The organism is Saccharothrix coeruleofusca (genome assembly GCF_017876325.1).
GTDB lineage: Bacteria > Actinomycetota > Actinomycetes > Mycobacteriales > Pseudonocardiaceae > Actinosynnema > Actinosynnema coeruleofuscum.
Map to the genome: position 1 here is coordinate 6,400,796 of NZ_JAGINV010000001.1, position 13,494 is coordinate 6,414,289.

A 13,494-nucleotide genomic window follows, 5' to 3' on the forward strand; every position below is an offset into this window, starting at 1 on the left:
ACCTCTGAGTTCGTCGTCGAGAGCTGAAAAGCGCGCTCGCCGCGCGGCAGGTCGCCAAGGATGGCGACTCACGGCGGCTCACGGCGGGTCCGCTCCGCGCCCCTGGTGCGTCGGCAAGTACTACCCGACGGGGCCGCGAAGGCCGCTAGCTACTACCCGAGGTGCGGCGGAAGCGCGGCGCGGGACGCGGAAGTGCGGCTTGGGTGCGCGAATGTTGAGTTCGTGGTGTCTGGAGGTTCGACTCGCGGGGGCGACACGCCCAACACGCCCGCAACCGGGCGACACCGGACGCGGGCGTGGTGGGGGTCAGAGGATGGGGGCGGGGGTGTAGGTGGCGGCGGTGGGGTGGTGGGTGAGGAGGTCCTCGACCTCGGCGATGACGGCGGCGACCTGGTCGGCGGCGACGCCGGTGAAGGACAGGCGGTCGGCGAGGAGGGCGTCCAGGGCGGCGCGGTCCAGCGGGATGCGCGGGTCGGCGGCCAGGCGGTCCAGCAGGTCGTTCTCGGCCAGGCCCTGCTCGCGCATGGCCAGCGCCACGGCCACCGCGTGCTCCTTGATCGCCTCGTGCGCGGTCTCCCGCCCCACCCCGGCCCGCACGGCCGCCATCAGCACCTTCGTGGTGGCCAGGAACGGCAGGTACCGGTCCAGCTCGCGGGCCACCACGGCCGGGTAGGCGCCGAACTCGTCCAGCACCGTCAGGAACGTCTCCAGCAGCCCGTCCAGCGCGAAGAACGCGTCCGGCAGCGCGACCCGGCGCACCACCGAGCAGGACACGTCGCCCTCGTTCCACTGGTCGCCCGCCAGCTCGCCGACCATCGACAGGTAGCCGCGCAGGATCACCGCGAAGCCGTTGACCCGCTCGCAGGACCGGGTGTTCATCTTGTGCGGCATGGCGCTGGACCCCACCTGGCCGGGCTGGAAGCCCTCGGTGACCAGCTCGTGCCCGGCCATCAGCCGGATGGTCCTGGCCAGCGACGACGGCGCGGCGGCCAGCTGCACCAGGGCGGAGAGCACGTCGAAGTCCAGCGACCTGGGGTAGACCTGCCCGACGCTGGTGAGCACCTTCTCGAAGCCGAGGTGCCCGGCCACGCGGTGCTCCAGCTCGACCAGCTTGGCCCGGTCGCCGCCCAGCAGGTCCAGCATGTCCTGGGCGGTGCCCACCGGACCCTTGACGCCGCGCAGCGGGTAGCGCGCGATCAGCTCGTCGACCCGGCGGAACGCCACCAGCAGCTCGTCGGCCGCGGTGGCGAAGCGCTTGCCCAGGGTGGTGGCCTGCGCGGCCACGTTGTGCGAGCGGCCCGCCATCACCAGGTCGGTGTGCTCGGCGGCCAGCCTGGCCAGCCGCGCCAGCACCGCCGCCGCCTTGCCGCGCACGTGCTCCAGCGAGCGCAGCACCTGCAGCTGCTCCACGTTCTCGGTCAGGTCGCGCGAGGTCATGCCCTTGTGCACGTGCTCGTGCCCGGCCAGCGCGTTGAACTCCTCGATGCGCGCCTTCACGTCGTGCCGGGTCACCCGCTCGCGCTCGGCGATCGAGGCCAGGTCGACCCGCTCCAGCACCCGCTCGTAGTCGGCGACGGCCCCCTCGGGCACGTCCACGCCCAGCTCGGCCTGCGCGCGCAGCACCGCCAGCCACAGCTGGCGCTCCAGCACGATCTTGTGCTCGGCCGACCACAGCGTGACCAGCTCGGTGGAGGCGTAGCGACCTGCGAGGACGTTGGCGATGCGGGGCTTGCTCACCGGGTCAGGATAGTCACCAGGTGGTCAGCGCCCGGTCGGTGGCCAGCAGCAGCAGCTGGTCGTAGTCCGCCGCGGGACCGGGGCGGGTCGCCTTGGCGGTGCCCTGGGCCGGGTCGAAGTTGTGGGCGTTGACCTGGACGAGCACGCCGTCCCGGCGGAAGTGCGCGGCCGTGACCGTGATGCGCCCGCTGGCTTCGTCGATGATCGTGCCGAGGGTCACCGTGCTGCCGTCCTGCTGGGGCAGCCTCTTCTCGCAGGCCGTGTCCGCGCAGAACTGGACCGGGTCGCGCATCGGGGTCTGCTCGCTGATGGCGATGTTCAGCTCGGCGCGACCGTAGTCGTCGATGAACACCACCGTGCCGAACATCATGGGCATGGCCGCCCGCTGCCCGGCGGCGGGCTCCTCGACCTCCTTGACGTCGATCTCCACCACCTTCGTCCGTGGGAAGAACTTGGCGAACGTCACCCGCAGGCGGGAGGACAGCACCTCGGCGCGCGCGGTCTTGGCCGCGTCACCGGGGATACCAGTCGGCGTGACCTGGGGCACCTCCACCGCGCTGGACGGGGCCGACTCGGCCGTGGTGATCAGCGGCGGCCCCGCCACCTGCGCCGAGCGCTGCCCGCCGAGGACGCCGGGCAGCGTCAGCACGGTGGCGGTCAGCGCGAGGGTGGCCACGCCGACCGCGACCAGCGCCCGCCTGCGCTTGCGCAGGTGCTCGCCCCGCTCGATCAGCGCGTCCGGGTCGAAGTCCAGCGGCGGCTCGTCGGCGACCGCGTCCCGCAGGCACTCCCGCAACTCCGCTTCGCTCACGACGCCACCACCGTCCCCGCCTCCAACCGCTCCACCGCGGCGCGCAGCGCGACCAGGCCGCGCGCCGTCTGACTCTTGACCGTGCCCTCCGTGCACCCCATCGCCAACGCCACCTCGTTGACCGGCAGGTCCTCGAAGTAGCGCAGCACCAGCACCGCCCGCTGCCTCGGCGGCACCTCCAGCAGCGCCGCGCGCACCAGCTCGCGCGCCCACAGCTGCCTGCTCGCCAGCTCCGGGTCGGCGGAGGCGTCCGCGACGTCGGGCAGCTCGCCGTCGCGCTGCTCCGCGCGCCGCCACGGTCTGCGCTTCTCGTCCAGCCACGTGCGCAGCAGGACCTTGCGGGCGTACGCGTTCGCGTTCTCCCGCCAGTGGACCCGGTGCCACGCCTGGTACAGCTTGAGCAGGCTGGCCTGCATCAGGTCCTCGGCCGTGTGCCAGTCACCGCAGAACAGGTAGGCGGTGCGCCGAAGCACTCCGGCCTGCCGCACGGCGAAGTCGCGGAACCCCTGTTCGTCCGCCTCGCGCATCCATGCCCCTTCCGGCCCCTCCCACTCCTCTCACGCGGTGGGGGTCACCGGGGTTGCATGGCCTTGCCGAGCATCTTCCGCGCCGCCCCGCGCGGGTCCGGGCTGACCTCGATCAGCGCGTTCACCACCGCCCCGTCGACCAGGGCGATCAGCTCCCGCACCCGCTCCAGGTCGACCGGCTGGCCCGCCTTGGCGAAGATCTCCAGCAGCAGGGCGTGCAGCTCACCCGCCATCCGGCGCATCAGCGGCCGCAGGTAGGGGCGCCTGCCGGTGGCCACCAGGCGCTCGTAGCGCAGCAGCACCGCCTCGGCGTCGCGCTCACCCGCGGGCGGCCCCAGCAGCAGGTCCAGCACCAGGTCGATGAACGCCTCGCCGCCGCACTCGTCCTGGTCCAGCTCGGCCAGCCGGGCCTTGCCGTAGGCCAGCTCCGCGTTGCCGTGGTGCTCCAGCGCGGCGGTGACCAGCTCGTCCAGCGAGGCGAAGTAGTAGGTGGTGGAGGCCAGCGGCAGGCCCGCGCGCTCGGCCACCGCGCGGTGCCGCAGCGCGTCGAAACCGCCGTCGGCCAGCAGGTCCGCGGCGGCTTCCACCAGCGCCTGCCGTCGGCGCTCGCCCTTCGGGGTAGCGGCTGTCACCGAGAAGAAATTACTAGGTGCGGCTAGAGCTCCCCGGCCAGCGCGGTGGCGGCGTCGTCCACCCGGTCGGCGAAGGGCGGGGTGGTGGCGCCGGTGGCGGGTTCGCTGATCACGTGCACGGTGCCGCCGCCGCGCGCGGGCTTGCGCGACTCGCGGGCCTGCGGCGATCCCAGCGTCGCCGCGGCCAGCACGTCCGGCGGGACCACGATCACCGAGACCGTGCCCACGGCGTTGCCGTCGCGCACCAGGTAGCTCGCGCCGCGCGCCCCGTCCGGGCAGGTCGCGGCGGCCGGGGACGGCTGCGTCCCCTGGGCGACCGGGAACTCGTCGGCGAGGGCGACGGCGAGTTCCCGGTCCACCTCTGCGCACCCGCCAGGGGTGCCGCCAGCCCGAGGGCTGGCACTCCCCGTCGGCTCGTCCCCCTGCGTAGACGAGTCCTCGGGGATGCTCTTGGGCGGCATTCCGCCGCTCAGCTCGGGCACCCGCCCGCCGTCGTCGATCCGGGGCTCGACAGGCGCTCCGAACGGGCTGAGGGTAGGGGACGGCGGGCGGTCAGCGGAACCCGCCACGGCGGGCCGCGCGCCCTCCTCCCGCGCCACGCCGCCCAGGCCCGCCACCACACCGCCCAGGCCCACCACCACGGCCAGGCCGGAGCCCAGCGCGACGGCCGCCCTCCGGCGGGCGGTCGCCCGGTGCGACGCCCCCCGCACGCCCGCCACGTCGAAGGACGCGGGCGGCGCGTCGGAGGCCGCCTCGCGGAACAGCTCAGCGAGCTTCTGCTCGTCCACCTACCTCCTCCTCCCGGTCACGAAGCGGGTCGCAGGTCGTCGATCGCGTCGCCCAGCGCGGCGCGCAGCGCCTCCAGACCCCGTGAGGTCTGGCTCTTCACGGTCCCCTCCGAGCAGCCGAGCACCTGCGCCGCGGCCGCCACGTCGAGGCCCTCCAGGAACCTCAGCACGAGCACCGCCCGCTGCCGGGGCGGCACCCGCCGCAAGCCCGCGACCAGCGCCTGCCGCGTGGCCACCGCGTCGCCGACCTCGCCGTCGGGGACCGGGGTGTCGGGCACCTGGTCCACGAAGCGCTCCCGCCGCCACGGCCGCCGCGACTCGTCGATCACCGCGCGCACCACGCTGCGGCGCACGTAGGCGTCCAGGGCGCCCTTGTCCCGGATCTTGCGCCACTTGCGGTGCAGCGCGACGAACGCGGTCTGCGCGAGGTCGTCCGCCCGGTGCCAGTCACCGCACATCAGGAACGCCGTTCGGCGCACGGCCTCCCGGCGAGCTGCGAAGTACTCCGCGAACTCCTGCTCGTCGTGCTGGTCCACGCGGACTCTCTCCGCTCGTCGTGCTTGCACCTACCGGACGGGACTGCGGTGCCCCACGGTTGCACGGCGGGACACCGAGACTTGCGTCACCCCCATCGTGGTACCGCACCGCGGAGTAGGCCAGGGGCCGCTCGGTGTGGTGTCATCCGTTCGTGACCCAGCTGGCACCCATTGACTTCCGCTCGGACACCGTGACCCAGCCGGACGAGAAGATGCGTCTGGCCATGTCGGCCGCCGAGGTCGGCGACGACGTGCTGGACCACGACCCGACCATGAGACTGCTGGAGGAGCGGGTCGCCGAGCTGCTCGGCGTGGACGCCGCGCTGTGGGTGCCGTCGGGCTCCATGGGCAACCTGATCGCCCTGGTGCTGCACCTGCGCCGGGGCGACCAGTTCCTGGCCCCGCGCGGCGCGCACGTGCTCGACGCCGAGCTGGGCACCGCCGCGTGGCTGGCGGGCGGGATGCCCCGGCCGCTGGAGTGGGACGCCGGTCCCGGCCGCGTCTCGGCGGACGCGGTGCGCGCCATCGCGGGCACCGCCGGCCCGTACTACACGCTGACCTCGCGGCTGCTGTGCCTGGAGAACACGCACAACGCGGCGGGCGGCACGGTGACCCCGCCGGACGAGCACGCGCTGCTGGTCTCCGCCGCGCGCGAGACCGGGCTGCGGGTGCACCTGGACGGGGCGCGGCTGTGGAACGCGGCCGTGGCGCTGGGCCTGCCGCCCGCCGCGCTGACCGTGGGCGTGGACACCGTGCAGGTGTGCCTGAGCAAGGGCCTCGGCGCGCCGGTCGGGTCCGTGGTGGCGGGCACGCAGACCTTCGTCGAGGAGGCCCGGCGGGTGCGCAAGATGCTCGGCGGCGGCGTCCGGCAGGGCGGCGTGCTGGCCGCGGCGGGCCTGGTCGGCCTGGAGCGGATCGACGACCTGGCCGCCGACCACGCCAACGCCCGCGCGCTCGCCGCCGGGCTGGTCGAGCTGGGCTGGGAGGTGGTGGAGCCGCAGACCAACATCGTGCTGGCCGAGGTGCCCGACCTGGAGGTCACCCTGGCCGGCCTGCGCCACCTGGGCGTCCACGCCTCGTCGATGGCGGGCAAGGTGCGGTTCGTGACGCACCGGGACGTGGGCGCGGACGACGTCGCCGAGGCGTTGCGCAGGATCTCGTCGGCCAGCTGAAGGGGCTGCTCAGTGCGCTGGATCGTGTTCGACTACGGCGAGGTGATCAGCAAGCCCACCGAGGCGCTGCCCACCCTGGCCGGTCTGCTCGGCGTCACCGCCGAAGCCCTCTCGCCCGCCTACTGGGCGCACCGGCACTCCTACGACCTGGGCCTGCCCGACGCGGAGTACTGGCGGGTCGTCGCCGCCGACGCGGGCTCGGCGGTGCCCGTCGACGAAGAGCTGGCGGCCCGGCTCACCGAGGTGGACGTGGCCGGGTGGATGCACCCCGAGCCCGCGACGCTGGCGCTGCTGGCCGAGCTGGACGAGGCGGGCGTGCCGCTGGCGCTGCTGTCCAACGCGCCCTCGTCGTTCGGCCGGGTGGCCGAGCGGCAGGCGTGGACCAGGCACTTCCGGCACCTGGTGTTCTCCGGCGACCTGGGCGTGGGCAAGCCGGACGAGCGGATCTGGCGGGAGCTGGCGCGGCGGCTGGACGCGCGACCGGAGGACTGCGTGTTCCTCGACGACCGGCAGGTCAACGTCGACGGCGCGGTGGCGGCGGGCATGGCGGGCGTGCTGTGGCGCGGCAGCGCCCCGGCGCGCGACGAGCTGGTGCGGCTGAGCGTGCTCGGCGGCTAGGTCTTCGACCGCGACTTGAGCGCGCCGTAGGCGGCGGTGCCCAGGAACAGCGCGCCGCCCACGACCACCAGCCAGAACACGCCCTTGACCAGGGCGCCCAGCACGGTCAGCGCCAACCAGACGACCAGCAGCGCCGCGATGATCCGGAACATGCCCGGTCAACGACCGGCGCGGGCCGCCGGTTCCCCCGGCAGCCACTCGCCCAGCCGTCGCAGCGCCTCCTCCACCTCCGCCAGCGAGCCCGCGAACGACAGCCGCACGAACTCGTGCCCGCGCACCGGGTCGAAGTCGACGCCCGGCACGATCGCCACGCCCTTGGCGTCCAGCAGCGCGCGGCAGAACGCCATCGAGTCGCCGGTGAGGTGCGAGACGTCGGCGTAGGCGTAGAACGCGCCGTCCGCCGGGGCCACCCGGTCGATCCCGAGCTCGGCCAAGCCCTTGAGCAGCACCTCCCGGTTCACCCGGTAGCCGTCGACCAGCGCGGCCATCTCCGCGTAGGACTCCGGCTCGAACGCGGCCACCGCGGCGTGCTGCGGCAGCGCGGGCGGGCACAGGGTGAAGTTGCCGGTCAGCCGGTCGGCGGCGCGGCGAAGGTCCGGCGGCAGCAGCATCCAGCCCAGCCGCCACCCGGTCATCGCGAACGCCTTGGAGAAGGAGTTGACCACGATCGCCTCGCGCGAGGTCTCCCAGGCGCACGCCAGCGGCCTGCCGTAGCTGATGCCGTGGTAGATCTCGTCGCTGACCAGACGGGTTCCCCCGGCCGCGCACCACTCGGCGAGCGCGGCCAGCTCGCCGGGGTCGAGCACGGTGCCGGTCGGGTTGGCCGGGCTGGCCACCACCAGGCCGTCCAGCGGCCCCGCCTCCTCCAGCATCTCCACCGTGGGCTGGAACCGGGTGTCCGGGCCGCAGGGCAGCTCGACCACCTCGCAGCCCAGCGCCCGCAGGATGTTGCGGTAGGCGGGGTAGCCCGGCCGGGCCAGCGCCACCCGGTCGCCCGCGTCGAAGCTCGCCAGGAACGCCAGCAGGAACGCGCCGGACGACCCCGTGGTCACCACCACGTCCTCGGGCGAGACGTCCAGCCCGTACTGCCGCTCGTAGTGCCCGGCCAGCGCGGTCCGCAGCTCCGGGATGCCCAGCTGCTCGGTGTAGCCCAGCGGCTGCTCCCGCAACGCGCGCTCGGCCGCCTCCAGCACCAGCCGGGGCGCGCGGCTCGACGGCTGACCGGCGGCCAGCGACACCACGTCCCCGTGCGAGCGCTGCCGCGCCGCCGCCGCGGAGAGCACGTCCATCACGTGGAACGGCGGGACGTCCGCCCGAGCAGAAACCATGACACCAGGCTAAACACCCGAACGGGTCAGCCGGACAGCCCATCCAGCAGAGCCGCCAGGCGGGCCCGCAGCGCGTCCGCGCCGACCAGCCCGTGGAAGTCCACCACGTCCCGCGCCCGACGCCTGCGCCCGCTCGCGTCCAGCACCGCCGCGCCGAACCGGCCGCGCAGCTCGGCCGCCCCCACCCGGTCGCCCTCTCGCGGCAACAGCCCCACCAGTGCGGAGGGCACCTCCGCGCGGGGCAGCTCGCGGACCGTGACCGCGTCACCCCGCAACACCGCCAGCACCACCCCCGACCCCGCCGACGCGGCCAGCGCGCGCACCGCCGAACTGCCGATGCCCAGCCGCAGGTCCGCCGAGCGCGGCGGGTTGGCCAGCAGCTTGCACGCCCCCACCAGCCACGGGTCCACCTCACCGCCCCGCGCCAGACCGCCCCGCACCAGCTCGTCCCACGGCGCCGGAGCGTCCTCGACGTGCAGGACTAGCGGCATGGCCCCCAAGTCGAGGTGCTGCCACACGGCGCGGAAAGCGGCGGCGCGGAAAGTCGCGGTGGTCACCGGATGTCACTCCACGGGGACGGCGGGTGTTGCTCGGGCACCCAGTTGACGCCCGACCGCACCCGCCGGTTCCCCTCAGACTTCCTCCAGCAGCTCCCACACGCACCCCGCGAGGCGGGCGTTGTCGATCGGCGTGATGGTGCTCCAACTCCGCCCGTCCGAACTCGGGCGAACCTGGTGCAGGTAGCGCCCCGAAGGCGTGTCGTGCCAGGCGACCACCCGCCCCGCACGGGCAGGCGGCCCACCCGCGCGAGCCCGTTCGGCCCCGAACTGGCCGCGCGTGCCCATCCCGTCGCACATCGCCGCCAGCTCCTGCGCCTCGTGCAGCGGCAACCCACGCCGCTCCAGCGCCAGGACCAGCTTGTCCGCGTTGCGCCCCGCCTCGTCGGCGGCGGCCCGCAGCAAGTCGTTGGGCAGGCTGATGGACCGCCCGTAGCCAGCGGGCACCTCCCCCGCCACCGACACCGCCGCCTCGGCCAACGCGCTCGCACGGGCCTCGATCAGCCACACCTCGTCGCCGTCGACCACCCCGAGCACCGCGTCCTCCCCGGACGCCGCCGCCAGCCCCTTGATCTTGCGGCGGTCCACCCAGATCCAGATGTCCACCGAGACCTGCGGGTTGGCCAGCAGCGCGAACGCGTCGGCCAACTCCGGGTCGAGCCGCCGCCTCGCGGCCAGCCCGCGCGCCTGCAACGACTCCCAGGCCTGGTCCACCAGCCGGGCGCGCTCGGTGTGCGTGACACCGGGGCTGGGAACGTCGAGCGCGACGTTGCGCCTGGTCAGCCGCTCAGCCTCCCAGGCGACGTCGAACTCCAGCGTGGAAAGGACGACGGTCACTTGCGCTCGGACTCGTCACCGATGACCGACTGCACGACCATCCGCTCATCCCCGAAGACGTCGTCGGAGTCGACGCCGTACTTGCGGATGTGCTCCGCGTCCTCCTCGTCCTGACCGCCCCTGGCGGTAGCGGCGGGCTGCAACATCGAAGACGCCCCGATCTTGCCCGCGGCGCTCTTCACCGGCGCGGCGCGGTTCGCCGCCCGCTCCTCACCCTCCAGCGCGCCGATCGTGGCCGACACACCGGGCTTGCCCACCACGTTGCCCGGCTTGGCACCGGCCCCCTTGCCCTCCGCGGAACCGCCCGCCGGACCGCCGCCCGCGGGACCGCCGCCCCCCGGAAGACCACCGCCGCCGCGCACCACCCGCGCGCCACGCGCCGTCGTGGCCGCCAAGCCCAGCCCAGTGCCCGCCGCCAGGCCCAACCCCAGACCCAGCCCGAAGTTCGACCCCGGCGGCTTGGCCAGCCCCGGCCCGGTGAACGGGTTGGACTGCACCCCACCACCCAGCGGCGCGAGCCCCGTCGTCGAGCCACCCGGCAACTGCGGCCCGCCAACCGTGCCCCCACCGGGGAAACCACCCGGCAGACCGGGGAAACCCCCGACCGTGCCACCCGCCGTGCCGCCCGCCAGCGACCCCGGCACACCGCCCCCGACCCCACCGGGCACACCGCCGACCCCGATACCCGGCTGCTGCACCGACGGCACCGGCGTCTGCACGCTCGACACCGTGGTGACCTCGAAGTTCGGCGGCTTCTCCATGCCCTGGAACTGGTTGAGCGCGTCCCGACTGGCCTCGGTGTACTGGTTGAGGTTGCGGATCGTCTGCTCGCGCGCCGCCTGGGTCTCCTTCACCTCCTTGGCGTGGTCGGTCTCGTACCCGAAGAACCCGCCCACGTCGTCGATGAAGTTGGTGTCGGTGTCACCGCGCAACTTCTGCGGCTCCGGCATCGCGTTGCGCGACTGGCTGTAGTTGGCGCTCTGCTCGGACGTGGCCTTGGCGTTCTGCCGCGCCGCCTCGTCCGCCTCACCCGCGTAGTCGGCCTGGGCGGTGATCGTCTTCCCGGCGTTCTCACCCGCCGCGCCCTGCCACTCGATGCCGAGCTTGCCCAACTCCTGTCGCAGCACCTCGTCGGCTTCGGCGAGGCTGGCGGCCAGCTCACGCAGGGCGAACGAAGCCTCGGAGAACCTCTGCGCGGCGTCCCCCTGCTGGAACTTCTGGACGAGCGCCGCTAGAGCCTGGTTGTCGTAACCCTCGAAGCGGTGATCGCTGATCTGCTGGTACCCGGTCATCACTTCTTCCTCACGCCAAAGTCGGCAAGGTGACGAGCGCGAACTCAGCCGCCTTCTTCGCGTTCTGGCACATCTGCTCTTGCGAGGGCTTCTGCCCGATGGGCCGGTAATCGACGTAGAGCTGCTGTCCCTCGGCCACGTCGACCGACACGGCGCAACTGTTCTCGGTTCCGGACAGCGTCAGTTCGACGGCGTTGTAATCGCCCACGTCAGTCCGGCGCACGTCGACGTTACCGCTGCCGCGCCAATATTCGATGCCCTTGGCGGTCACCAAACCCACGCCGTACGAAAAGCGGGGAGAGCCGTTCGTGGAGTAGTCGCACACCGGGACGTCACCGGTGTCGACCAGGTCACTGTCGTTGCGGTCGGCCTGGACGACCGACAACTGCTTCATCTGATCCGTGGTCAGAACCTTGCACGGATCGATTCCGTCAAGCTTGATCTCTTTCGGTCGCGTCGACTCGACTGGCGCTGTCGAGGACGTCTTCGAAGGTGCTGCCCCCGTATCGGCAGGACCGGGGTTACCCGGTTCTTGACTGGTGCACGCCAGGGACAAGGCTCCCACCAGCGCCACCAAGCCCAGAGAACGACTGATTGTCTTACGCACCCTTGGCTCCGAGCGACGCGGTGATCTCTTCTTCGGTGAACCCATATTGCTTGGCCACTTCACGCAGCTGGTTGCAGAGGTTGTCCAGACTGGTGATGTACTGCTCGATGCGCCCGGTGTAGGTGTGTTCGCCCCCGATCAACCGGGAATTCCAAGCAGCGGCGATTTCCTGGTTGACGTCGTCGGCACCAGGGGACAGCTCCACGTGGAGGTGCCGGCCAGCCCTGTTCAACTTCTTGCTGAGAATGCCCGCCTGATCTTGGATGATCTTGGCCGCCTGCAGAACGGTGTCCCTGGAGACCTCGAACTTCTGCCCGCCTCCGGGACCTGCGGACGTCGCCTCAGCGAGGCGCTTCTCCGCCGCGAACACCTCGCCGACCGCTCGTCCGATGGCTCCACCGGCGGCGGCGACGGCTCCTAGCAGGCCGTTCTCCTCTGCCACGACGTCCTACCCCCGTACGGTCGGTAACAGCTCGATCCCGGTTCGCAGGCTACCAACGACCACGTGAACCAGGTCTGTGGTTGGACGAAGATCGCCCCTCTGCGGTTCCGTCAAGCCCAGACGTCGTAGTCGGCGGCCATCGGGACCACCTGCTCCTCGTACGCCGACACGGTCGCGTCCACGTCCACACCCGAACAGTGGACACGGCCATCACCCATCCCGGTTCCAGGCCGTCGCACCCTGCCGCTCGACGCCAAGCATCCTCAGCCCGACGCGCAACGCCTCACCCACACCGGCGGACAGTCGGTCAACCAGTGCCGCGTGTGCCGTCGAACCGGCAACCTTCATTACCGATCTCTCACTTCAAGGCCCGCAATGTCGCGAGTGACAACTCCGCTCCCCTGACGGCGTTCCGACACAACTGGCCCCGGGTGAAATTCCTGCTGATCGGAAGGAATTGAACGAACAACTGCCGGGAATCCGCCACATCGACCGCCATCGAGCACTCCGCAGTGGACACCCCGGCCAACCTGACCTCAAGGGCGGGAAAACCGGAGACCTCCTTCGGCGAGACATCCAGGTTTCCCGGCGCTTTCCAGTAGTCGACTCCTTCACCGGAAATCAGCGTGACGCGGTACGAGTAGGAGGGCTCGACGCCGGACGCCGTCCGGTATGAGCAGGACGGCGAGGTAATGCCCTTGACGACTTCCGAGGGGTTGTTCTGAACCTTGACGGTCTTCAACTCCGCTTGCTGCTCTGCGGTCAGCAGCGCACAAGGATCGACGTCATCGATCTCGACGTCGCCCGGACGCACAGGGGCATCCGAACCAACCCCGGTCGTCGGCACATCACTCTGCGATCCACTCGCGGACCGCTCCGGAGTCGGCCGCCCCGACTCCTGGGACGAACAGCCCATCAAGACGACGGCCATTATGCAGACTGCGGACGAGGCTTTAGCGACCCGCACCAACCACTCCTATCAATTGCGCCATGATCCTCACTTCAAGGTCTGCAATGTCGCGAGCGCCAACTCCGCACCCCTGGCCGAGTTCTGGCACATCCGATCCTGACTGAAGCCTTCACCGATCGGCAGGAACTGGACGACCAATTGCTGATCATCCGCCACGTCGACAGCGTATGAGCAGTACGCCTGGAAGGTCCCGCTCAACTTGTACCGGTAAGCACTGAAGCCACTAACGGATTCAGATCGTACTTCCAGGTTGCTGGAACCTTCCCAATAATCGACGCCTTCGCCGGACACGAGCGAGATGTTGTAGCTGAAAAGCGTCCTGCCATTGGAATGGTACCGACAGGTCGGCGCCGGCTTACCGTTGTTCAGCACATCAAGAGGCTGGCTCAGCGCTTCGTCGATCTTGAGTTCGGACTGCTGCGCGGAAGTCAGCGTGGCACATGGGTCCACACCCTCGACCTTGAGTTCCTCCGGGCGGGGAGCTCTTGTCACCGACTCGGTGGAACCACTCATGCCTGCGCTCGACGTGACAGGCCGCGGCGTGCCGTCCTCACCGATCGCGCAACCGCCCAATACGTTCACCACGACGATCATCAGGACCGTCGCACTGATCAAACGCACTCACAGCTCCTAAAGCAGT

Annotated in this window: 17 protein-coding genes; 2 read left to right on the forward strand and 15 right to left on the reverse strand. The window is 71.7% G+C overall.

Annotation, left to right across the window (positions count from 1 at the left end; genetic code table 11):
• Window positions 1-306: 306 nt before the first annotated feature.
• Genes purB through JOF41_RS29335 form a run of 6 tightly spaced genes read right to left on the reverse strand, consistent with a single transcriptional unit; the run spans window position 307 to window position 5,031 of the window.
• A complete protein-coding gene (gene purB / locus JOF41_RS29310) occupies window positions 307-1,737 on the reverse strand; it encodes an adenylosuccinate lyase (RefSeq protein WP_189226998.1) in 1,431 nt (476 codons plus the stop codon).
• 13 nt (window positions 1,738-1,750) lie between these two features.
• Window positions 1,751-2,548: a hypothetical protein gene (locus JOF41_RS29315; protein WP_209623298.1), complete on the reverse strand. Its 798-nt coding sequence runs from the start codon at window positions 2,546-2,548 to the stop codon at window positions 1,751-1,753.
• A complete protein-coding gene (locus tag JOF41_RS29320) occupies window positions 2,545-3,075 on the reverse strand; it encodes an RNA polymerase sigma factor (protein ID WP_189226996.1) in 531 nt (176 codons plus the stop codon). Before JOF41_RS29320 ends, JOF41_RS29315 begins: the two co-directional genes overlap by 4 nt.
• Before the next feature lie 44 nt (window positions 3,076-3,119).
• Window positions 3,120-3,707 carry a TetR/AcrR family transcriptional regulator gene (locus JOF41_RS29325; RefSeq protein WP_189226995.1) on the reverse strand — a complete coding sequence of 196 codons (588 nt, stop codon included), beginning with the start codon at window positions 3,705-3,707 and terminating at the stop codon, window positions 3,120-3,122.
• 23 nt (window positions 3,708-3,730) lie between these two features.
• Window positions 3,731-4,495: a hypothetical protein gene (locus JOF41_RS29330; protein WP_189226994.1), complete on the reverse strand. Its 765-nt coding sequence runs from the start codon at window positions 4,493-4,495 to the stop codon at window positions 3,731-3,733.
• A 17-nt stretch (window positions 4,496-4,512) separates the two neighbouring features.
• Window positions 4,513-5,031, reverse strand: a complete 519-nt coding sequence (locus JOF41_RS29335) for a SigE family RNA polymerase sigma factor (RefSeq protein ID WP_209623301.1) — start codon at window positions 5,029-5,031, stop codon at window positions 4,513-4,515.
• 152 nt (window positions 5,032-5,183) lie between these two features.
• On the opposite strand from JOF41_RS29335, the gene JOF41_RS29340 reads away from it, so the two are divergent.
• Both JOF41_RS29340 and JOF41_RS29345 read left to right on the forward strand, forming a co-directional pair.
• Window positions 5,184-6,203, forward strand: a complete 1,020-nt coding sequence (locus JOF41_RS29340; protein WP_189226992.1) for a threonine aldolase family protein — start codon at window positions 5,184-5,186, stop codon at window positions 6,201-6,203.
• A gap of 12 nt (window positions 6,204-6,215) precedes the next feature.
• Complete coding sequence (locus JOF41_RS29345) at window positions 6,216-6,821, forward strand: HAD family hydrolase (RefSeq protein ID WP_189226991.1); 606 nt, start codon at window positions 6,216-6,218, stop codon at window positions 6,819-6,821.
• Here JOF41_RS29345 and JOF41_RS29350 read toward each other — a convergent pair.
• From JOF41_RS29350 to JOF41_RS29390, 9 genes are all read right to left on the reverse strand, one after another.
• On the reverse strand, window positions 6,818-6,973 hold the full coding sequence (locus tag JOF41_RS29350) for a hypothetical protein (RefSeq protein WP_189226990.1): 156 nt from the start codon (window positions 6,971-6,973) through the stop codon (window positions 6,818-6,820). The two genes, JOF41_RS29345 and JOF41_RS29350, sit on opposite strands and share 4 nt — an antisense overlap.
• Window positions 6,974-6,979: 6 nt before the next feature.
• Entirely contained in the window at window positions 6,980-8,149 is a 1,170-nt protein-coding gene (locus JOF41_RS29355) for a pyridoxal phosphate-dependent aminotransferase (RefSeq protein WP_209623303.1), read from the reverse strand.
• A gap of 26 nt (window positions 8,150-8,175) precedes the next feature.
• Window positions 8,176-8,706 (reverse strand): ESX secretion-associated protein EspG, encoded by a 531-nt coding sequence (locus JOF41_RS29360; RefSeq protein WP_209623305.1) that lies wholly within the window; start codon window positions 8,704-8,706, stop codon window positions 8,176-8,178.
• Between the two features lie 75 nt (window positions 8,707-8,781).
• A complete protein-coding gene (locus tag JOF41_RS29365) occupies window positions 8,782-9,543 on the reverse strand; it encodes an ESX secretion-associated protein EspG (protein WP_209623307.1) in 762 nt (253 codons plus the stop codon).
• Complete coding sequence (locus tag JOF41_RS29370; RefSeq protein ID WP_189226986.1) at window positions 9,540-10,835, reverse strand: PPE domain-containing protein; 1,296 nt, start codon at window positions 10,833-10,835, stop codon at window positions 9,540-9,542. The genes JOF41_RS29365 and JOF41_RS29370 overlap by 4 nt, the downstream gene beginning before the upstream one ends.
• Window positions 10,836-10,845: 10 nt before the next feature.
• Window positions 10,846-11,487, reverse strand: coding sequence for a DUF3558 domain-containing protein (locus JOF41_RS29375; protein WP_244989725.1), 642 nt, complete (start codon window positions 11,485-11,487; stop codon window positions 10,846-10,848).
• Window positions 11,435-11,884, reverse strand: coding sequence for a hypothetical protein (locus JOF41_RS29380; protein WP_209623311.1), 450 nt, complete (start codon window positions 11,882-11,884; stop codon window positions 11,435-11,437). The genes JOF41_RS29375 and JOF41_RS29380 overlap by 53 nt, the downstream gene beginning before the upstream one ends.
• A gap of 358 nt (window positions 11,885-12,242) precedes the next feature.
• Complete coding sequence (locus JOF41_RS29385) at window positions 12,243-12,815, reverse strand: DUF3558 domain-containing protein (RefSeq protein WP_209623313.1); 573 nt, start codon at window positions 12,813-12,815, stop codon at window positions 12,243-12,245.
• Window positions 12,816-12,881: 66 nt separating this feature from the next.
• Window positions 12,882-13,475: a DUF3558 domain-containing protein gene (locus JOF41_RS29390; protein ID WP_209623315.1), complete on the reverse strand. Its 594-nt coding sequence runs from the start codon at window positions 13,473-13,475 to the stop codon at window positions 12,882-12,884.
• Between the last annotated feature and the right edge of the window lie 19 nt (window positions 13,476-13,494).